Below are 15,756 nucleotides of genomic sequence, written 5' to 3'. Positions count from 1 at the left end.
GCGACGCAAAAAAACAATGCAAAGGAGCAGCAGATGAAAACAATACTATTGATAATAACTGCATTACTCTTAACTGCTTGCAATGCAAATTGGAACAGCATCTACAGGACTCATGACTTCCAGCTACCTCAAACCGCCCAAGAGAGACAAAAATCCGTATTCATAGACATTAACCAGAGAGCGATCGTAAGCGGTAACGACACCATTTGTGCGGAACCCAGCCCGGATGCAATGCAAGCCTATGCGGCCCAACTCGCTGCCTCCGGCACGCTGAGCGACAGGGCCAAGGCGGAATTAGCGGCCGCGGTACAAACTTCGGCAGCCTACATTGGCGTCAGGTCAAAGAACATTCAGCTCTTCAGAGATGAATTTTATCGACTCTGCGAAGCGCGCATGAACGACACCCTTGATGATGCACAATATAATTTTTTCCTGGCAAGGCTCCAGCGTTACTCGGTGGCATTGGCAGCCGTGGAAGAACTTAACCAGGGAGCCATTGCCCCGGCTGTATACCTATCGTCCTCCGGCAGCGCATCAGTCGCGGGATTAGCGGCCCAGCGGCAAGAATTGACGGCCGTTCAGAGTGAACTGGCGACAGCGAAAAAAGTGATGACCGACACACCTTCTGACGCAGCCAACGCGAAGGTAGCTGAATTAGCTGGAAAAGAAGCAGAGCTCAAAAAGGCCATCGATGAAAACAAAAACAATTCAGTCAGTGGTAAAACGTCGGGGGCAATTGGAACTCCGGCAAACGGTACGTCCCAGATAACGGCTGATGCCACTCAAAAAATCATTACAGCCGTCCTGACAACCAACGACCTCCCCTATATGTGCCTGGAGCGCTTGAACGAATATGCCAAACGAAACATGAATCTGGGCGAAAGTGACTCATGGTCCCAACTCCCCGACGGACGTGTCATTTCCAAAGGCGGACGCCCGCTGAATGAAGCCGAGAGGGTCATCGTTTCATATTGCAAATCCATACTTCAAACAGCGGGGCCCAACGCGCAGTTCTGAACACTTGAGAAAAAGGCATAGATTGATGCAAGCCCCTCGGGGGCTCCGCTTTGCCCCCGGCTTTCCAGGTTAGCGTTAATCATCCAAGATAATAAATCAGTCCTGCCCAGTCATGGCATTGGCTGCGGGCTGCGCCGAAAGCGGAACATCGAACACTCGATCGAACACCCATTGAAAAACCAGCGCGTAAAAAAAGAAAAACACGAACAACCCCAGGTTGGTCACCAGCGCCAGCCACAGGCTGATGCCCAACCATGCGCCAATCACCGGAGTCAGGATCAACGTCAAGCCGCCTTCGAATCCCAGGGAATGGAGCAGTCGTCGCAGCCAGGTGCGATGGCGGCTGCGCTGGCGACGTTCCCACCACTCGAACAGGCCGTTGAAAAGCATGTTCCAGGCCAGCGCAACGGCAGAAATCACCAGCGACAGCAGGGTTGAATACCCCATCCCTTGTTCGTAGGTCAGCGCGAGCGCCGGGGCCACGAACAACACACCGCCGGCTTCGTAGAGGATGGCCTGGAGGATTTTACGGGGCGTGCCTTGCATCGGTGGGCTCCTGGGGTGGAATGGGAGACCACAGCCTGGCAAGTTGAGCACCCGCGCGCAATTGAGCTAAATTGAGCCACGCTCAACCTGAGTAACCTACCCGCCCATGTTCGCCAAACTGCCCCTCACCGCCTTGCGCGGCTTCGAGTCCGCCGCACGGCTGGGCAGCTTCAAGGCCGCGGCTCAGGAACTGAACGTCAGCCCGGCGGCGATCTCCCACCAAGTCAAAAGCCTTGAAGCCTTCCTTGGCGTGCGCCTGTTCGATCGCTCCAGCCAAAACGTGCGCCTGAGCGCCGACGGCGAGCGCCTTCACCCTTACATGCACCGCGCCCTGCTCGATATCCAGCAAGGCCTGCAGATACTGTCGCCAACGTGTGCCGCGCAGTCCCTGGTGGTGAGCACAACGCCAGCGTTCGCCAGCCTGTGGCTGATACCTCGGCTCGGGGACTTTCATCGGTTGCACCCGCAGATCGACGTCAGGCTGCACAGCAGCAACGACGTGGTGGACCTGCGACGAGATGCCAGCATCGACCTGGCGATCCGCGCCCTGTTCAAGCCGGACCCACAGCTGTTCGAACAGCCTTTATTGGATGAACACTTTGGCGTTTATTGCCGACCCGGTTGGCAACCACCCGCAGCGGGCTCGCCCGTCGAACTGATCGACGTGCCGTGGCTGAGCAGCGCAAACGTCGCAGTCGACTGGCCTGCATGGTGCACCAAGGCCGGCACCCTGGGTTGGCTGGAGAACGCGCGCTTGCGGCGTTATGACGAGGAACAGCATGCACTGCAGGCAGCGATCGCCGGGCACGGGCTGGTGCTCGCCAGCAATGTGCTGGTTGCTGAGGCTGTTGCGCGTGGTGAGCTGGTTGATTATCGCCCTGAGGTTCGCTTGGCGGGTGCGCGGTATACCGTGGTGTGCGTGCCGGGGCGGGAGCGGCAAGTGGAGGTGCGGGCTTTTAGTGAGTGGTTGCTGGGGCGGAGGATTGGTTGAATCAGGTGTTCTTGAACAACACTGAATCAACCAATATGTGCCCTGTCTGGTTCAGGTATCTGCGTCTCGGATGACAGGAGGCTCGGCGCTGCATGGCACCTGAGCGGTTCTCCGGAAAGTAGATGGCAGACCACAATTTCGGGTTCATCTAAGAAAGAGGCGGATCCGCCGCGAAATCCGTAGGGATATTGAGAAACGAATGCCAAGCATCCACAGCGTTATGATGCCGCTGGGCAGCATCCTCCCAAAAAGGACCGGATACCTCCTTAGCAGAAACCAGCATCATCATTTTTATCGTTGCGGCATCCAGCTCTTTGAGAAGCTCATGGGATGTGGCCCTGAATTCTTCGAACGACGTCATTCCATTTACCTCGGGCGGTGCTCACCGCAATCGAGGAATACACATTCCTCGAGGAATGGAGTCCCCCGGGCGGCAGTAATTCCAAAGGGTCGGACCGCCGGTAAATTCATTGCGAGGCGATGCTCACTGCTTGCGGAGGTCTCGACTCATTGGGCAGGAATCGCTTGATGATCATCGAGACAACTTGCACCGGATGTAACCACTGTATGAAGCCGGGGACAGACCACGATTTGTGCCCCGTGTAATCGGCCCGCTTCATATCGTGGACACCCCGATTTCCCATCAAGCATTAATGAAGAACCCTGCGGCTCTCCCCAATCCTGATCCTGTCGAGCGCCCTGTTTAAAGCATCCAAGGCATCGAGCAAGGCTTTCGCCTCAGCCTCCCGACCATCCCCCCAGAGGCGTTCAGCCATTTTGTTCAATGCTTGGATAGAGCGCTCAATGTCAGCAGCGGTCGCTGTTTTGCTTTCCGCATGCTTCTCTGTTTTTGGCATTGATTAATCCCTCCTCAGGGCGGGGTCCATCAGCTTCAATGCGGATATTTCACCACCGAAACACAGACTTGAAGACCAAGCCCGCCGCTCCTGTATCTTGGCGCTGGAGAGAAAACTGAGGAGCGGAACACGACTCCGGGCTCATCTGAATCATCCCGCCTCATCATGTGATTTCCCCTAGCTTTCTTTATTCTGAACAACCCATGCCCGGATTTCTTCTGAGCCTTGATAATAATCAGCAACGATTTTGCAAATATAATAATCACTCAACAATGAGTCTACATCCCACTTCCGAATCAGCTCCCGATCGCCATCACTGTAGAAAAAAGCAAGTGTAGCCAAAATAATTCTTTCATCCGGAAGCATGGTATCTCTCAATATCCCCATATAAGTTTTTTTGACATCAACATCCATTGTTGAATTATCGACATAAGCAACAACCCTAATGGCTCGATAAGAAAAACCGACACATGTATCATTTCTAACGGAATCATTAGCCAGTTGCCTTGCGGCAACATACTGATCAAACCCGGGCAATTGATCAAACTCATGCCTACGCGATACAACCACATCAGAAAACTTAAGACCAACCGCAACGCCTTTATCACTCCCTCCCATCACCCGCAGATGAGAGTCACAATACTGATCCAATCGATCAACCAGTTGGAAAAAAGTACTATCAAACCTTTCCATTTCCAAAATTTTCTGCTGAGACTGCATGAAATTTGTAGTTTTTCTCGCCTCAGTAGTCTGTATAAGCGTAGTCCTGAGCAACACAAGCAAAGCTAAAAAGCTCAGGACCGGATTTGTCAGACCGCCAACAAAATCACCAACCTGCCCCATATTCTTTGCTATTTCAAATTCCCTATCGACGAACAAATAAAACAGAAACACAATTAGCAACGCAAACGCCGCCGCTAACACGCCAAGTAAAAACTGATTGAATGGTTGAGGCTCCCCCCTTGAACCCTTTCCACTCGACATTTGAAAAAAATAAAATGCAACCCCACTCATAAAAACCAATGCTACAAGTAAAGCGGTAATGACCAGTCCGTACATAAAACTATCCTTTAGGTTCCCGCACGAATACTGGGCCACTCGTTTGGGTCATGAGCAGTACCTTCATTCAATTGATAGGGACTACCAATCAAACGTCGCCATACGAATGGATGGCAGCTGTGCTCGGGTTGGCGAACCGGGAATGAAAGCGAACCGGCAGACTCGAAAGTCTTCCGCACACAGCTGCCATAAAGCAGTCTGCGGCTGCAAAAAAGCTCCGCAGTGTAGCAGGAGCTTCTGCGTTTCATTCAATCGAGTCGACAAACCCGAATCGCCACTTGGGCGACAGATGGACGATAAGCTGCACACCTTAATGCGTCGATGATCTCGGTGAAGCGGGTCAACGATTTGTTGTTCTAGTTCGGAGTGATACGCCTGCGCCGCATGAGCCTGCCGCAGATGGTCTGCGGTAGATCGATAGGGCGAGTGCGCTCGTAGGTCGTGGTAGTCTTGCCATCAGCCGCCTTGCCGAGCAAATGCCGGTAAGCGCAATGTCGCGGCTTCGGCTAATCTTCGATTTTTTGGCAAGGAGCCAATCTGATGAATTTCAGAACCGCTTGGGCGCTTCTCGTAGCCACGTCAGTTTCGGGCTGTGGAACCATCAATACCACCTTCCGCGACGACATCATCGCAAGCAACAAGCTGGCCCGCTGGAACTCGCACTGTGACTCGGTACCAAGAATCTATAGCGGTGCCGTTTTTGACTACTGCACGCTCGATGCTGCACCTCGTCAAAGCACCGGCTTCGACGGACATCCCTCTGCATCGCTAATTGCGCTGGATATGGGACTGTCTGGGCTTGCCGACACGCTTGTTTTGCCCTACACGATTTACTTACAAAGCAAGCACGGGGATATCAAAAAGGCGAGTGTTGAATAGCTGTCCTTGACAGATATCGCATTCGGGTTGTTACGGCCTGAAGATTCGACAGAGATTCAGCCGATCAGCGTGACCACCATGGAAAACAGGTGTCCGTGTGAGAAAACATAATCTAGATCTAGCTTTGCCTCTGCTAGCACTCCTCGCAATTGGCGCGGGCGGCTGCAAACAAAAGCCGCCGGAGGTCTACAATGGGCCGTTTGGCTTGCAGATGGGCATGACCACCGAGCAGGCTCGAGCAGTCACCAAGGTGCTAGGCAGTAACAATCAGCGCAACATAATGTTGGTCGAACATCCGCCGAGACCTATTGCCGGGTTTGATGAGCTATCGCTCAAGTTTGGCGAAGGAACAGGGTTGTGCGAAATCTACACTGCGGTAGAAATGCAGGGAGATGCGCAGGACTCAGCCATTCTCGCCCGCTTCAAGGAATTGAACGAGCTCCTCATCCAACGCTATGGAACGCCCTCGGTAACCATCGACCAGAAGGTGGATGACGAGCGGGAGCGGGTTCTGGTATCCCAGTGGTTGGTGTCCAAAGGCGCGAGTCTGGAAGGTGCTCAGGAAGCGGTATTGACCGTAGGCAGACGTGATGTCGACCCCATCAGCATCGGCCTGTCCATATCCGGCCCCGGGTCCGAACAGTGCCAGCAACAACGTTAGGGGGCATCCGACGTCTCCTGAATAGAAGACTGTTTCTTGTAGGCAATTAATCGTCCTGAGCGTACCTGGCTCAAAGTGTCCAACGCAGAAAAAACCTGTCCCCTTCCCCCTTATACAGACACTTATGGACAAGTAACGGCCTTTCGAGATTGCTTCTTGGTCCACAGAAGACGGCCATTGATTCTTCCATCAGACCACGACTCGGTAACCAGAGCGCAATTGCCGCTCAGGTTCTCAACAAACGTCCTTGGATAACCTTCAGGCTCATCTCCCCCCAGACGCATCCAGTTTGGATCTGGCGAGGTCACTGATTGATAAGGCATACAGGCTACCAGTGTGACCAGCGAGAGTGCCAAAACTACTTTTTTCATATAAGTTCCGACCAATTTGGCGAGTGTCCGGGCAAAAACGCGGGGTATAAATTGATTGGATGCTTTCCCAGCGTGAGCTACGACGAGGACTTGCTGTAAGTGCCGCTATACAACCCACCTCAATCGGCGGAAACCAGAAAGCTGGGGACAGACCGCGATTTGAGTTCACGTGTAATCGGACCGTCTCATAGTCGTGGTCTGCACGCGCTTCCCTTGCATCCACAGCCCGCAAGACCATTGCCGCGAGTGACGATGAGGGGATGGGGAAAGCCTTCGATTTGAACTCATGATCCAACCCACTGTAACGCCACCCTAGCGATGCTCGCTCCCTGCTGGCTCGGCCAGTGAAGAAGGCACGGAAACGGCGCAAAGGGTTTAAATTGGACCAGGTCATATCCAAGCGTGCCTGCACCATCTCATTTTTCGCCTGGACGATCTGCCCTGCCAAACTTAGCGCCCTCCTTTTGAACTCCCTGTGAAGCGCCTGCTCCTCGGTCTCGTTTCCCAGTGGCTTAACCTTCATCTCGGAAAATGTGAAAAGCGTTTTGTCGCTGAGCACACAAAACGTGCCGCGACATTTTTGTATATTGCCCTGAAAGATAAAATCGACCGAACAGAACGCATGTTCGTCCATGTCTATGTAGTACAGCGGCTCACCCAGGAGATTTCGAACTTTTCCGTCCTGGTGAATCCGACCCAAGGGTGCCCCATCGCTGCCATTGCCTTTGAAGACCAGGTAGCGGCCGTTCGTATAGTTGTACGGCATTAGCGCTCCCAGTTGCCCATTCGCTTCGTGTTATCACTTGAAAAGCACATTGCACCGGGTACACCACCCTTCAGCTGCGCTCCGGTTCATTGGAAAACGGAAGGGAGGATGACTTGTATCGGCAACCGTCAAAACCAGTGAGAATTTTATGAATCTACGCCGAAGCTCGTCGACTGGAACACTCATGCCTGCCCCATCGACTACTTGCATAACCCCACCCGACACCCGGCTGTCAATCCGTAGCCACTCAAACTGCCAGCCTGTTACCCACGTGAAGTCTCGAATTTGATAGTTGCCGGTGACGCTTTGGCATTGAGCGAGTTTCTTGTTGGAAAGGTCAAAGACAAAAAACAGGGGGCTTGGATAGCCGAGCAGCTGAGTATCGTCAAGGCTCAGACCTTCTTTCAGGTTGATGGATGCGACAAGTGCATTTGCTCGTCTCTTGCGCCATATCAAGTACCCTATGGCGAGGCAAAAAATAGAACAGGAAGCCACGAAGAGCTGACGTCCTTCGACTGTAAACTGATCGGGCCAAAACCGTACCACGCCCCACAAGAGTCCTATCGTCGCAAGCCCCGATACCCAAGCGGCGGGGATCACTATACTGTTAGCGAGATTTGCTCCGAGCGTCCTCGAACAGCTTTTCATAACTGCATCCTTATAGAAGAGCTCGCAGGTTATCACTCAAGACTTGGCCCACAATGCGTAGGTACGTGCCTTGAGCAGGGCTTCGCTTGCTTGGTTGCGCTGGGAACCTCACCGTTGGCCGGCTAACCTCTTCAGTCGTCCAGAGCCATCATCGACGTATGCAAATACGCCCAGAAACGCGGCGAGCTCACAGGCGAGCTGTTTCTGTTGATTGACTTTTTTTCCGACGACACGGCGAGCGATTAACAAGCGCCCGTTTTCATACTCGATGTAATTGCTGTAGGACGAGCGAAAAACAGCAGCGTGGCCGTCGGGCTTGAGCACTATTCGCAGCGGTGTACGTTTCGTTAGCCGATACCATCCGAGGAAAGCCACACCAGACGATCGCACAATCAGTGAAGCACGCGCGCTGATATCTCTGCCCAGTTGATATAACCACCACATCACAACAAGGCTTGCGAGGATGATGCCCGGCCATTGCCTCCCAGGTAACGACAGCCCGGTCGATAAGCTGATACAAAAGACTGCCGTGATGCCCCAGGGTGTCTGGCGAAGCAGTGGGACAAAGAGCAAACGACCGATGCCGATCTTCGACCGGATGATGAAAACCTCGTTGGAGCCTAGTGATGTCATCCGTAATCTTCTATCGCGGCCTGGGCACGCAGCCATTCACTCACCAGCCTTATCCACGAACGCTATAGAACTCGTTCAGTGCTACTAACTCGAACACAGCGACCAACACGCAGAAAGCAACGAATCTTCTTGTGAAAACCCTGCGAGGTCTTTCATATGGCTGGATATTACCGAGCCCGTCAAGAAGCGCGGATAAGAAATCGAGCAACCCCATCGACACCTCCTAAGCACAGCAGGCCCCATCTATCAACGCTGAGGGCAACCAATCTTGAATCGCCTGATAGACAGCGCCTCGTTACGTACGTCCTTTTCGTGCTGAGCTTTCATGGTGAAGCTGCCGTCTTGGTAGCTGCGAGCCATGGCTTGGTTGTTTCGGTCGATTTCACTGTAAATGCGCGCGCACTCAGTGGCCACTGCTGCCGGTTCGGTTGGAATGGGTGCATTTTCGACATCGAGAACGTATTGGGATTTCTGGTAGGCGCAGCCAGCCAGTGTGACCGCTGCCAAAAACGTCATTGCCATTTTGTACATGAGACATCCTTATCTTAGGTAGCGGGCTCGCTTCAATGAAGAACCCTGCGGCTCTCCCCGCCCCTGATGCAATCGAGCGCGCGATTTAACGCATCCAAGGCGTCTAGAAGCGCTTTTGCTTCAGCTTCACGACCATCCCCACAAAGACGTTCAGCCATTTTATTGAGGGCCAGGATCGATCTCTCGATATCAGCCGCAGTTGCCGTTTTGGAGTCTGCTGACTGTTTCGTCATGCGGCTCTTCTGATTAGAGGCAAAATCCGGTCAATGGCGAGCTGTGCTTGTTAGTTCTTGCAGACCACCTGCGGAGGCGCAGCAGGCGTCAACTTTTGGGGAATCACAATCGAAGTACCAGGCAAAGTGGTAACTTCGAGAACCGCCAACATGCAAGTAAGCGCTTGCTCGCCATCTTTGCTTGGCCTGCTATCCACCCCTACCACAGCTTCGTAGTCTTTTCCTGGTTCCAGCTTGTAAACGAGCGCATGACCATCACAGGACCGGTAAGAGCTGCCACTGCCCGCGATAGTTGCACCCCGGGTTGCAATTTGGAATGGCAGATCCGTTCTGACGCGATACTCGGTTACGACCTCTTTGTAAGCCCCTTCCCCCATCCGAATTGCAGGGGTGTACTGGATAAGACTGGGCCAAACTCTTTTCGGTATGCCAATGCTCGCCGACTTCAGGGGATACTGCGGATAGTTGATGCTCGCCGTGCCGTCCTGCCCAAAACGTCCGGCTTCAGCCATCTTATGCCGGGTAGCAGGAGCACAACTGCCGACGATGCTATCTCCATACACATCGGAGTTCGTGATAACGCGAACACGCGCTATCCCTTCCGATTGAGTAGGCTCTTCGTATGGAATTGAAGGTATTCCAGCACAACCAGCAAGTGCTATAGAAAGAAAAGTTACGGAAGTGACAACCCGCATGACCATGTCCTTATGTGAAAGCAAAAAGGGGCTACCGTTTCCGGTAACCCCTTCTAGACCGCCCAGCAGAGCGGATTTTGTTTGGTAGGCGCGATTGGACTCGAACCAACGACCCCCACCATGTCAAGGTGGTGCTCTAACCAACTGAGCTACGTGCCTGCTGTGAGGCGGCATTCTACGGAATTCCAAAGGGGTGTCAATACCTTTTTTTCACCTAACCCTATGAATATGCAAAATATTTAATTTCACCAATACGACGAAGATTCAAGGGGTGGCTGGCGGCCGATTTTTATCTCGGGTAGGATCGCTGCATTCGTAAAAAATATAAAACAGAGGTTCCAGAATGGCGAACACACCGTATCCAGAGTCTTATTACGCCGCGTCGGCCAACCCGGTTCCTCCGCGCCCTGCCCTGCAGGATGACGTCGAGACGGATGTTTGCGTGATCGGTGCTGGTTACACCGGCCTGTCCTCTGCGCTGTTTTTGCTGGAGAACGGTTTCAAGGTCACGGTCCTTGAGGCGGCGAAGGTGGGCTTTGGGGCTTCGGGTCGTAACGGCGGGCAGATCGTTAACAGTTATAGCCGCGACATTGATGTAATCGAGCGCAGCGTCGGTCCTCAGCAGGCGCAGTTGCTGGGCAATATGGCGTTTGAGGGTGGGCGGATCATTCGCGAGCGGGTGGCGAAGTATCAGATTCAGTGTGATTTGAAGGACGGCGGTGTATTCGCCGCCCTCACCGCTAAACAGATGGGCCACCTCGAGTCGCAGAAGCGTTTATGGGAGCGTTTCGGTCATACCCAGCTGGAGCTGCTGGATCAGCGGCGTATTCGCGAGGTGGTGGCTTGCGAGGAGTATGTGGGCGGTATGCTGGACATGAGCGGTGGGCATATTCATCCGCTCAACCTGGCGCTGGGCGAAGCGGCTGCGGTGGAATCGCTGGGTGGAGTGATTTATGAACAGTCGCCAGCGGTGCGCATCGAGCGTGGCGCCAGCCCGGTTGTGCATACCCCACAAGGCAAGGTCAGGGCCAAGTTCATTATCGTGGCGGGCAATGCCTACCTGGGCAATCTGGTGCCGGAGCTGGCGGCCAAGTCCATGCCTTGCGGCACCCAGGTGATTGCCACCGAGCCCCTGGACGACGAGTTGGCTCATAGCCTGCTGCCTCAGGATTATTGCGTCGAAGACTGCAACTACTTGCTCGATTACTACCGGCTGACGGGCGACAAGCGCCTGATCTTCGGGGGCGGTGTGGTGTATGGCGCGAGGGATCCGGCGAACATTGAGGCGATCATTCGGCCGAAGATGCTCAAGGCCTTCCCGCAGCTTAAGGACGTGAAGATCGATTACGCCTGGACCGGAAATTTCCTGCTGACACTTTCGCGTCTTCCCCAGGTCGGGCGACTGGGGGATAACATTTATTATTCCCAGGGCTGCAGCGGCCATGGCGTGACGTACACGCACCTGGCGGGCAAGGTCCTGGCCGAGGCGCTGCGTGGTCAGGCTGAGCGTTTTGATGCGTTTGCGGACCTGCCGCACTACCCCTTCCCCGGCGGCCAGTTGTTGCGTACGCCGTTTGCGGCGATGGGTGCCTGGTATTACGGGTTGCGGGATAAATTGGGGTTCTGAAGCTGCCAACAATAAGGGCTGCTTCGCAGCCCAGCGGGAGCAAGCTCCCTCGCCACGGGCTTGGCCCAATATCATTTCGCCAAAAACAAAAAACCCCGGTCTTTCGACCAGGGTCTTTGCTATCGACTAGAAGTAGCTTTGCAGCTTTCTTCTTAGCTTCAAGGCGTTCAGTGGGCCTCGAAGCAGATATGGCGCAGCGGACGGGACTCGAACCCGCGACCCCCGGCGTGACAGGCCGGTATTCTAACCGACTGAACTACCGCTGCGTATCGCTATGGACTTGCGTCCAGTTAACTCGTCTGATCAAAACCCTTGGGCTTCAATCTCGAACCAGGCGAACCTGCTTCGGAAAATATGGCGCAGCGGACGGGACTCGAACCCGCGACCCCCGGCGTGACAGGCCGGTATTCTAACCGACTGAACTACCGCTGCGCGTCGGTGGAGGCTTTTTATAGCTTCCGTTTTGCTTTCGCAAAACTCTCGTAAAACATGGTGGGTGATGACGGGATCGAACCGCCGACATTCTGCTTGTAAGGCAGACGCTCTCCCAGCTGAGCTAATCACCCTTTGCTTCGTTGAGGCCGCGAAATTTACGCAGGTACCGAAGCTAAGTCAATAGCAGGGTTGAAGTTTTTTCAAAACAGTTTCAAACGGCACCTGCAACCGCCCTCACTCATAAATCATTTTCTTGGTCATGCCACCGTCCACCACGAACTCCTGCCCCGTGACAAAACCGGCATTGCGCGACAACAGCCACGCCACCATCGCCGCCACATCCTCTACCGTACCGACCCTCCCCGCGGGATGCTGGGCATGATCGGCATCGGTCAGCGGCTGTGCACGACGCTGGGAGGGATCGCGCGCGTCGATCCAGCCAGGGCTGACGGCGTTGACCCGGATCTCCGGTCCCAAGCTGATTGCCAGGGCATGGGTCAGGGCCAGCAGGCCGCCCTTGCTCGCCGCATAGGCTTCGGTGTCGGGTTCCGATTGCGCAGCGCGGGTCGAGGCCAGGTTGACGATGGCGCCATTGTGAGCACGCAGATACGGCGCACAGTGCTTGGCCAACAGCATCGGCCCGCCCAGGTTCACTGCCAGGACCCGATTCCAATAAGCCAGGTCGAGGCTTTCCAGGGTGATGTTGTGCGGGTCGGCGATGGCCGCGTTGCACACCAGCGCGTCGAGCCGCCCGAACTGCCCGAGCACCTCGGCGATACCGGTGGCGACCTGCGCCTCGTCCGCCACGTCCATGGCGATGAACCAGGCATGATCGCCCAAAGTCTTCGCCACCTTGGAACCGCGCTCGCGGTCCAGGTCGGTCAGCACCACCTGCCAGCCTTCACAGATCAGCCAGGCAGCAATGCCCAGGCCAATGCCCCGCGCGGCGCCCGTGACCAGTGCAACCCGGCCATGAGTGCCGCTCGGCGGCGCAGCCAGCTCAATCACAAGGCCGCCAACCCGCGGGCCAGGTCGGCTTGCAGGTCCGTGACGTCTTCCAGGCCGACCGCGACACGGATCAGGCTGTCACGAATCCCCGCCGACTCGCGTTCCTGAGGCGACAGGCGCCCGTGGGACGTGGTGCTCGGGTGGGTGATAGTGGTTTTGCTGTCACCCAGGTTGGCCGTGATGGAAATCAATCGGGTCGCGTCAATGAAGCGCCAGGCGCCCTCCTTGCCTCCCTTGACCTCGAAGCTCACCACCGCACCGAAACCGCGTTGCTGACGCAAGGCCAGGTCATGTTGCGGATGGCTCTTGAGGCCGGCGTAATGCACTTTCTCGATGCCGTCCTGCTGCTCCAGCCACTCGGCCAGGGCTTGGGCATTGGCGCAATGGGCCTTCATGCGCAGGCCGAGGGTTTCCAGGCCCTTGAGGAAGATCCAGGCGTTGAACGGGCTGAGGGTCGGACCTGCGGTGCGCAAGAAGCCCACCACCTCTTTCATCTGCTCGCCACGACCAGCCACTACGCCACCCATGCAACGGCCCTGGCCGTCGATGAACTTGGTCGCCGAATGCACCACCACGTCCGCGCCCAGCTTCAGCGGTTGTTGCAGAGCCGGGGTGCAGAAGCAGTTATCGACCACCAGCATGGCGCCCTTGGCGTGAGCGATTTCCGCCAACGCGGCGATGTCCACCAGCTCGGCCAGAGGGTTGGAAGGCGACTCGACGAAGAGCAGCTTGGTATTGGCCTTGATTGCCGCATCCCAACCGGACAGGTCCGCCAGGGGCACGTAATCGACTTCCACGCCGAAACGCTTGAAGTACTTTTCGAACAGGCTGATGGTCGAACCGAAGACGCTGCGCGACACCAGCACGTGGTCGCCGGCGCTGCACAGGCTCATCACTACGGCCATGATCGCAGCCATGCCGGTGGCGGTCGCTACGGCTTGCTCGGCGCCTTCCAGGGCGGCGATACGCTCCTCGAACGCCCGCACGGTCGGGTTGGTGTAGCGCGAGTAGACGTTGCCCGGCACCTCGCCAGCAAACCGCGCTGCAGCGTCGGCAGCCGTGCGAAACACGTAACTGGAGGTAAAGAACATCGGATCGCCATGTTCGGCTTCCGGTGTCCGGTGCTGACCCGCGCGAACCGCCAGGGTATCGAACGCTACACCTTCAAGGTCGCTGTCCAGCCGACCGGCATCCCAATCCTGACTCATGCTGCCACTCCTTAATCGGTTAAACGCAAACCGGCCCCTCGGGGCCGGTTCGTACTCAGTTGTTGTACAGATCGATGATCGCACTGACCGCCTGGGTCTTGGCCTTGGACGCATCGTTACGCGCGTTCTCGATCTTGTTCAAGTACGCATCGTCGATATCGCCGGTGACGTACTTGCCATCGAATACCGCGCAATCGAATTGTTCGATCTTGATCTTGCCGCCGCCCACCGCTTCGATCAGGTCCGGCAGGTCCTGGTAGATCAGCCAGTCGGCGCCGATCAGGTCGGCCACGTCTTGGGTGGTGCGGTTATGAGCGATCAGCTCATGGGCACTCGGCATGTCGATGCCGTAGACGTTCGGGTAGCGCACGGCCGGGGCCGCGGAGCAGAAATACACGTTCTTGGCGCCGGCTTCACGGGCCATCTGGATGATCTGCTTGCAGGTGGTGCCACGGACGATGGAATCGTCCACCAGCATCACGTTCTTGCCGCGGAATTCCAGTTCGATGGCGTTGAGCTTCTGACGTACGGATTTTTTCCGTGCGGCCTGGCCCGGCATGATGAAGGTCCGGCCGATGTAGCGGTTCTTCACGAAGCCTTCGCGGAACTTGACGCCCAGGTGGTTCGCCAGCTCCAGGGCGGCGGTGCGGCTGGTGTCCGGGATCGGGATGACCACGTCGATGTCGTGTTCCGGACGCTCGCGCAGGATCTTGTCGGCGAGTTTCTCGCCCATGCGCAGGCGCGCCTTGTAGACCGAGATACCGTCGATGATCGAGTCCGGGCGCGCCAGGTAGACGTGTTCGAAGATGCACGGGGTCAGGGACGGGTTGGTCGCGCACTGACGGGTGTGCAGCTTGCCGTCTTCAGTGATGTAGACCGCTTCGCCCGGGGCCAGGTCGCGAATCAGGGTGAAGCCCAGCACGTCCAGGGACACGCTTTCGGAAGCGATCATGTACTCGACGCCTTCGTCGGTATGACGCTGGCCGAACACGATCGGGCGGATGCCATGCGGGTCGCGGAAACCGACGATGCCGTAGCCGGTGATCATCGCCACCACCGCGTAGCCACCCACGCAACGGTTGTGCACGTCGGTCACGGCGGCGAACACGTCTTCTTCGGTAGGCTGCAGCTTGCCGCGCTGGGCCAGCTCGTGGGCAAACACGTTGAGCATCACTTCCGAGTCGGAACTGGTGTTGACGTGGCGCAAGTCAGATTCGTAGATCTCCTTGGCCAGTTGCTCGACATTGGTCAGGTTGCCGTTGTGCGCCAGGGTGATGCCGTAAGGCGAGTTGACGTAGAACGGCTGGGCCTCAGCCGACGTCGAACTGCCCGCGGTCGGGTAGCGCACGTGGCCGATACCCATGTGACCGACCAGGCGCTGCATGTGACGCTGATGGAACACGTCACGCACCAAGCCGTTGTCCTTGCGCAGGAATAACCGGCCGTCATGGCTGGTCACGATACCGGCAGCGTCCTGGCCGCGGTGCTGGAGCACGGTTAGCGCGTCATACAGCGCCTGATTGACGTTCGACTTACCGACGATACCGACGATGCCACACATGCGACGCAACCCCTACTTAATGGATCTGAA

At 56.0% G+C, this 15,756-nt stretch carries 18 protein-coding genes and 4 tRNA genes; 5 read left to right on the top strand and 17 right to left on the bottom strand.

Annotation, left to right across the window (positions count from 1 at the left end; genetic code table 11):
- The first annotated feature begins 33 nt into the window (after positions 1–33).
- Complete coding sequence (locus IB266_RS08380) at positions 34–1,017, top strand: hypothetical protein (protein ID WP_192260885.1); 984 nt, start codon at positions 34–36, stop codon at positions 1,015–1,017.
- A gap of 96 nt (positions 1,018–1,113) precedes the next feature.
- Here the strand turns inward: IB266_RS08380 and IB266_RS08375 are convergent, their stop codons facing one another.
- Complete coding sequence (locus tag IB266_RS08375; protein ID WP_192260884.1) at positions 1,114–1,563, bottom strand: PACE efflux transporter; 450 nt, start codon at positions 1,561–1,563, stop codon at positions 1,114–1,116.
- 106 nt (positions 1,564–1,669) lie between these two features.
- Here IB266_RS08375 and IB266_RS08370 point away from each other — a divergent pair, with 106 nt between their 5' ends.
- Positions 1,670–2,554, top strand: coding sequence for a LysR substrate-binding domain-containing protein (locus IB266_RS08370; RefSeq protein ID WP_192260883.1), 885 nt, complete (start codon positions 1,670–1,672; stop codon positions 2,552–2,554).
- Positions 2,555–2,702: 148 nt separating this feature from the next.
- On the opposite strand, the gene IB266_RS08365 is transcribed toward IB266_RS08370, so the two are convergent.
- The 3 genes from IB266_RS08365 to IB266_RS08355 all read right to left on the bottom strand — a co-directional run bounded on the left by IB266_RS08365 (position 2,703) and on the right by IB266_RS08355 (position 4,470).
- Positions 2,703–2,915 carry a hypothetical protein gene (locus tag IB266_RS08365; RefSeq protein WP_192260882.1) on the bottom strand — a complete coding sequence of 71 codons (213 nt, stop codon included), beginning with the start codon at positions 2,913–2,915 and terminating at the stop codon, positions 2,703–2,705.
- 289 nt (positions 2,916–3,204) lie between these two features.
- A complete protein-coding gene (locus IB266_RS08360) occupies positions 3,205–3,411 on the bottom strand; it encodes a hypothetical protein (RefSeq protein ID WP_192260881.1) in 207 nt (68 codons plus the stop codon).
- A 177-nt stretch (positions 3,412–3,588) separates the two neighbouring features.
- Entirely contained in the window at positions 3,589–4,470 is an 882-nt protein-coding gene (locus IB266_RS08355) for a hypothetical protein (RefSeq protein ID WP_192260880.1), read from the bottom strand.
- A gap of 540 nt (positions 4,471–5,010) precedes the next feature.
- Here IB266_RS08355 and IB266_RS08350 point away from each other — a divergent pair.
- Together IB266_RS08350 and IB266_RS08345 are read left to right on the top strand one after the other, a co-directional pair.
- A complete protein-coding gene (locus IB266_RS08350) occupies positions 5,011–5,349 on the top strand; it encodes a YceK/YidQ family lipoprotein (RefSeq protein WP_192260879.1) in 339 nt (112 codons plus the stop codon).
- 97 nt (positions 5,350–5,446) lie between these two features.
- The gene (locus IB266_RS08345) at positions 5,447–6,010 is read left to right on the top strand and encodes a hypothetical protein (protein WP_192260878.1); all 564 of its coding nucleotides are present in this window, start codon (positions 5,447–5,449) and stop codon (positions 6,008–6,010) included.
- Positions 6,011–6,274: 264 nt separating this feature from the next.
- Here the strand turns inward: IB266_RS08345 and IB266_RS08340 are convergent, their stop codons facing one another.
- The 7 genes from IB266_RS08340 to IB266_RS08310 form a co-directional block, all read right to left on the bottom strand.
- Positions 6,275–7,147 carry a hypothetical protein gene (locus tag IB266_RS08340; RefSeq protein WP_192260877.1) on the bottom strand — a complete coding sequence of 291 codons (873 nt, stop codon included), beginning with the start codon at positions 7,145–7,147 and terminating at the stop codon, positions 6,275–6,277.
- A gap of 33 nt (positions 7,148–7,180) precedes the next feature.
- Positions 7,181–7,795: a hypothetical protein gene (locus tag IB266_RS08335; RefSeq protein WP_192260876.1), complete on the bottom strand. Its 615-nt coding sequence runs from the start codon at positions 7,793–7,795 to the stop codon at positions 7,181–7,183.
- Positions 7,796–7,903: 108 nt separating this feature from the next.
- Positions 7,904–8,428 (bottom strand): hypothetical protein, encoded by a 525-nt coding sequence (locus IB266_RS08330; RefSeq protein WP_192260875.1) that lies wholly within the window; start codon positions 8,426–8,428, stop codon positions 7,904–7,906.
- 246 nt (positions 8,429–8,674) lie between these two features.
- Positions 8,675–8,959 carry a hypothetical protein gene (locus tag IB266_RS08325; RefSeq protein WP_192260874.1) on the bottom strand — a complete coding sequence of 95 codons (285 nt, stop codon included), beginning with the start codon at positions 8,957–8,959 and terminating at the stop codon, positions 8,675–8,677.
- Positions 8,960–8,991: 32 nt separating this feature from the next.
- Positions 8,992–9,192, bottom strand: coding sequence for a hypothetical protein (locus tag IB266_RS08320; protein WP_192260873.1), 201 nt, complete (start codon positions 9,190–9,192; stop codon positions 8,992–8,994).
- A 50-nt stretch (positions 9,193–9,242) separates the two neighbouring features.
- A complete protein-coding gene (locus IB266_RS08315; protein WP_192260872.1) occupies positions 9,243–9,887 on the bottom strand; it encodes a hypothetical protein in 645 nt (214 codons plus the stop codon).
- Positions 9,888–9,969: 82 nt separating this feature from the next.
- Positions 9,970–10,046 (bottom strand) — tRNA-Val (locus tag IB266_RS08310).
- Between the two features lie 184 nt (positions 10,047–10,230).
- Between IB266_RS08310 and IB266_RS08305 the strand changes: the two genes are divergently transcribed.
- Entirely contained in the window at positions 10,231–11,514 is a 1,284-nt protein-coding gene (locus IB266_RS08305; protein ID WP_192260871.1) for an NAD(P)/FAD-dependent oxidoreductase, read from the top strand.
- 189 nt (positions 11,515–11,703) lie between these two features.
- On the opposite strand, the gene IB266_RS08300 is transcribed toward IB266_RS08305, so the two are convergent.
- From IB266_RS08300 to purF, 6 genes are all read right to left on the bottom strand, one after another.
- Positions 11,704–11,780 (bottom strand) — tRNA-Asp (locus tag IB266_RS08300).
- An 89-nt stretch (positions 11,781–11,869) separates the two neighbouring features.
- A tRNA-Asp gene (locus IB266_RS08295) sits at positions 11,870–11,946 on the bottom strand.
- 58 nt (positions 11,947–12,004) lie between these two features.
- A tRNA-Val gene (locus IB266_RS08290) sits at positions 12,005–12,080 on the bottom strand.
- A 103-nt stretch (positions 12,081–12,183) separates the two neighbouring features.
- Entirely contained in the window at positions 12,184–12,957 is a 774-nt protein-coding gene (locus IB266_RS08285) for an SDR family oxidoreductase (protein ID WP_060741449.1), read from the bottom strand.
- On the bottom strand, positions 12,954–14,165 hold the full coding sequence (locus IB266_RS08280; RefSeq protein ID WP_192260870.1) for an O-succinylhomoserine sulfhydrylase: 1,212 nt from the start codon (positions 14,163–14,165) through the stop codon (positions 12,954–12,956). Before IB266_RS08280 ends, IB266_RS08285 begins: the two co-directional genes overlap by 4 nt.
- 55 nt (positions 14,166–14,220) lie before the next feature.
- Positions 14,221–15,726, bottom strand: coding sequence for an amidophosphoribosyltransferase (gene purF / locus IB266_RS08275; protein WP_053123453.1), 1,506 nt, complete (start codon positions 15,724–15,726; stop codon positions 14,221–14,223).
- Positions 15,727–15,756: the final 30 nt, after the last annotated feature.

Source organism: Pseudomonas sp. Pdm06 (assembly GCF_014851795.1).
Taxonomy (GTDB): domain Bacteria; phylum Pseudomonadota; class Gammaproteobacteria; order Pseudomonadales; family Pseudomonadaceae; genus Aquipseudomonas; species Aquipseudomonas fluorescens_AA.
The sequence above is the reverse complement of the archived record's forward strand: the minus strand, read 5'-3'. Positions and strand labels throughout refer to the sequence as shown.

Coding starts and splice junctions, on each gene's coding strand:
- IB266_RS08320 (WP_192260873.1), bottom strand. CDS start 9,192: ATGACGAAACAGTCAGCAGACTCCAAAACGGCAACTGCGGCTGATATC.
- IB266_RS08350 (WP_192260879.1), top strand. CDS start 5,011: ATGAATTTCAGAACCGCTTGGGCGCTTCTCGTAGCCACGTCAGTTTCG.
- IB266_RS08315 (WP_192260872.1), bottom strand. CDS start 9,887: ATGCGGGTTGTCACTTCCGTAACTTTTCTTTCTATAGCACTTGCTGGT.
- IB266_RS08330 (WP_192260875.1), bottom strand. CDS start 8,428: ATGACATCACTAGGCTCCAACGAGGTTTTCATCATCCGGTCGAAGATC.
- IB266_RS08305 (WP_192260871.1), top strand. CDS start 10,231: ATGGCGAACACACCGTATCCAGAGTCTTATTACGCCGCGTCGGCCAAC.
- IB266_RS08325 (WP_192260874.1), bottom strand. CDS start 8,959: ATGTACAAAATGGCAATGACGTTTTTGGCAGCGGTCACACTGGCTGGC.
- IB266_RS08355 (WP_192260880.1), bottom strand. CDS start 4,470: ATGTACGGACTGGTCATTACCGCTTTACTTGTAGCATTGGTTTTTATG.
- IB266_RS08340 (WP_192260877.1), bottom strand. CDS start 7,147: ATGCCGTACAACTATACGAACGGCCGCTACCTGGTCTTCAAAGGCAAT.
- IB266_RS08280 (WP_192260870.1), bottom strand. CDS start 14,165: ATGAGTCAGGATTGGGATGCCGGTCGGCTGGACAGCGACCTTGAAGGT.
- IB266_RS08370 (WP_192260883.1), top strand. CDS start 1,670: ATGTTCGCCAAACTGCCCCTCACCGCCTTGCGCGGCTTCGAGTCCGCC.
- IB266_RS08375 (WP_192260884.1), bottom strand. CDS start 1,563: ATGCAAGGCACGCCCCGTAAAATCCTCCAGGCCATCCTCTACGAAGCC.
- IB266_RS08365 (WP_192260882.1), bottom strand. CDS start 2,915: ATGACGTCGTTCGAAGAATTCAGGGCCACATCCCATGAGCTTCTCAAA.
- IB266_RS08335 (WP_192260876.1), bottom strand. CDS start 7,795: ATGAAAAGCTGTTCGAGGACGCTCGGAGCAAATCTCGCTAACAGTATA.
- IB266_RS08380 (WP_192260885.1), top strand. CDS start 34: ATGAAAACAATACTATTGATAATAACTGCATTACTCTTAACTGCTTGC.
- purF (WP_053123453.1), bottom strand. CDS start 15,726: ATGTGTGGCATCGTCGGTATCGTCGGTAAGTCGAACGTCAATCAGGCG.
- IB266_RS08360 (WP_192260881.1), bottom strand. CDS start 3,411: ATGCCAAAAACAGAGAAGCATGCGGAAAGCAAAACAGCGACCGCTGCT.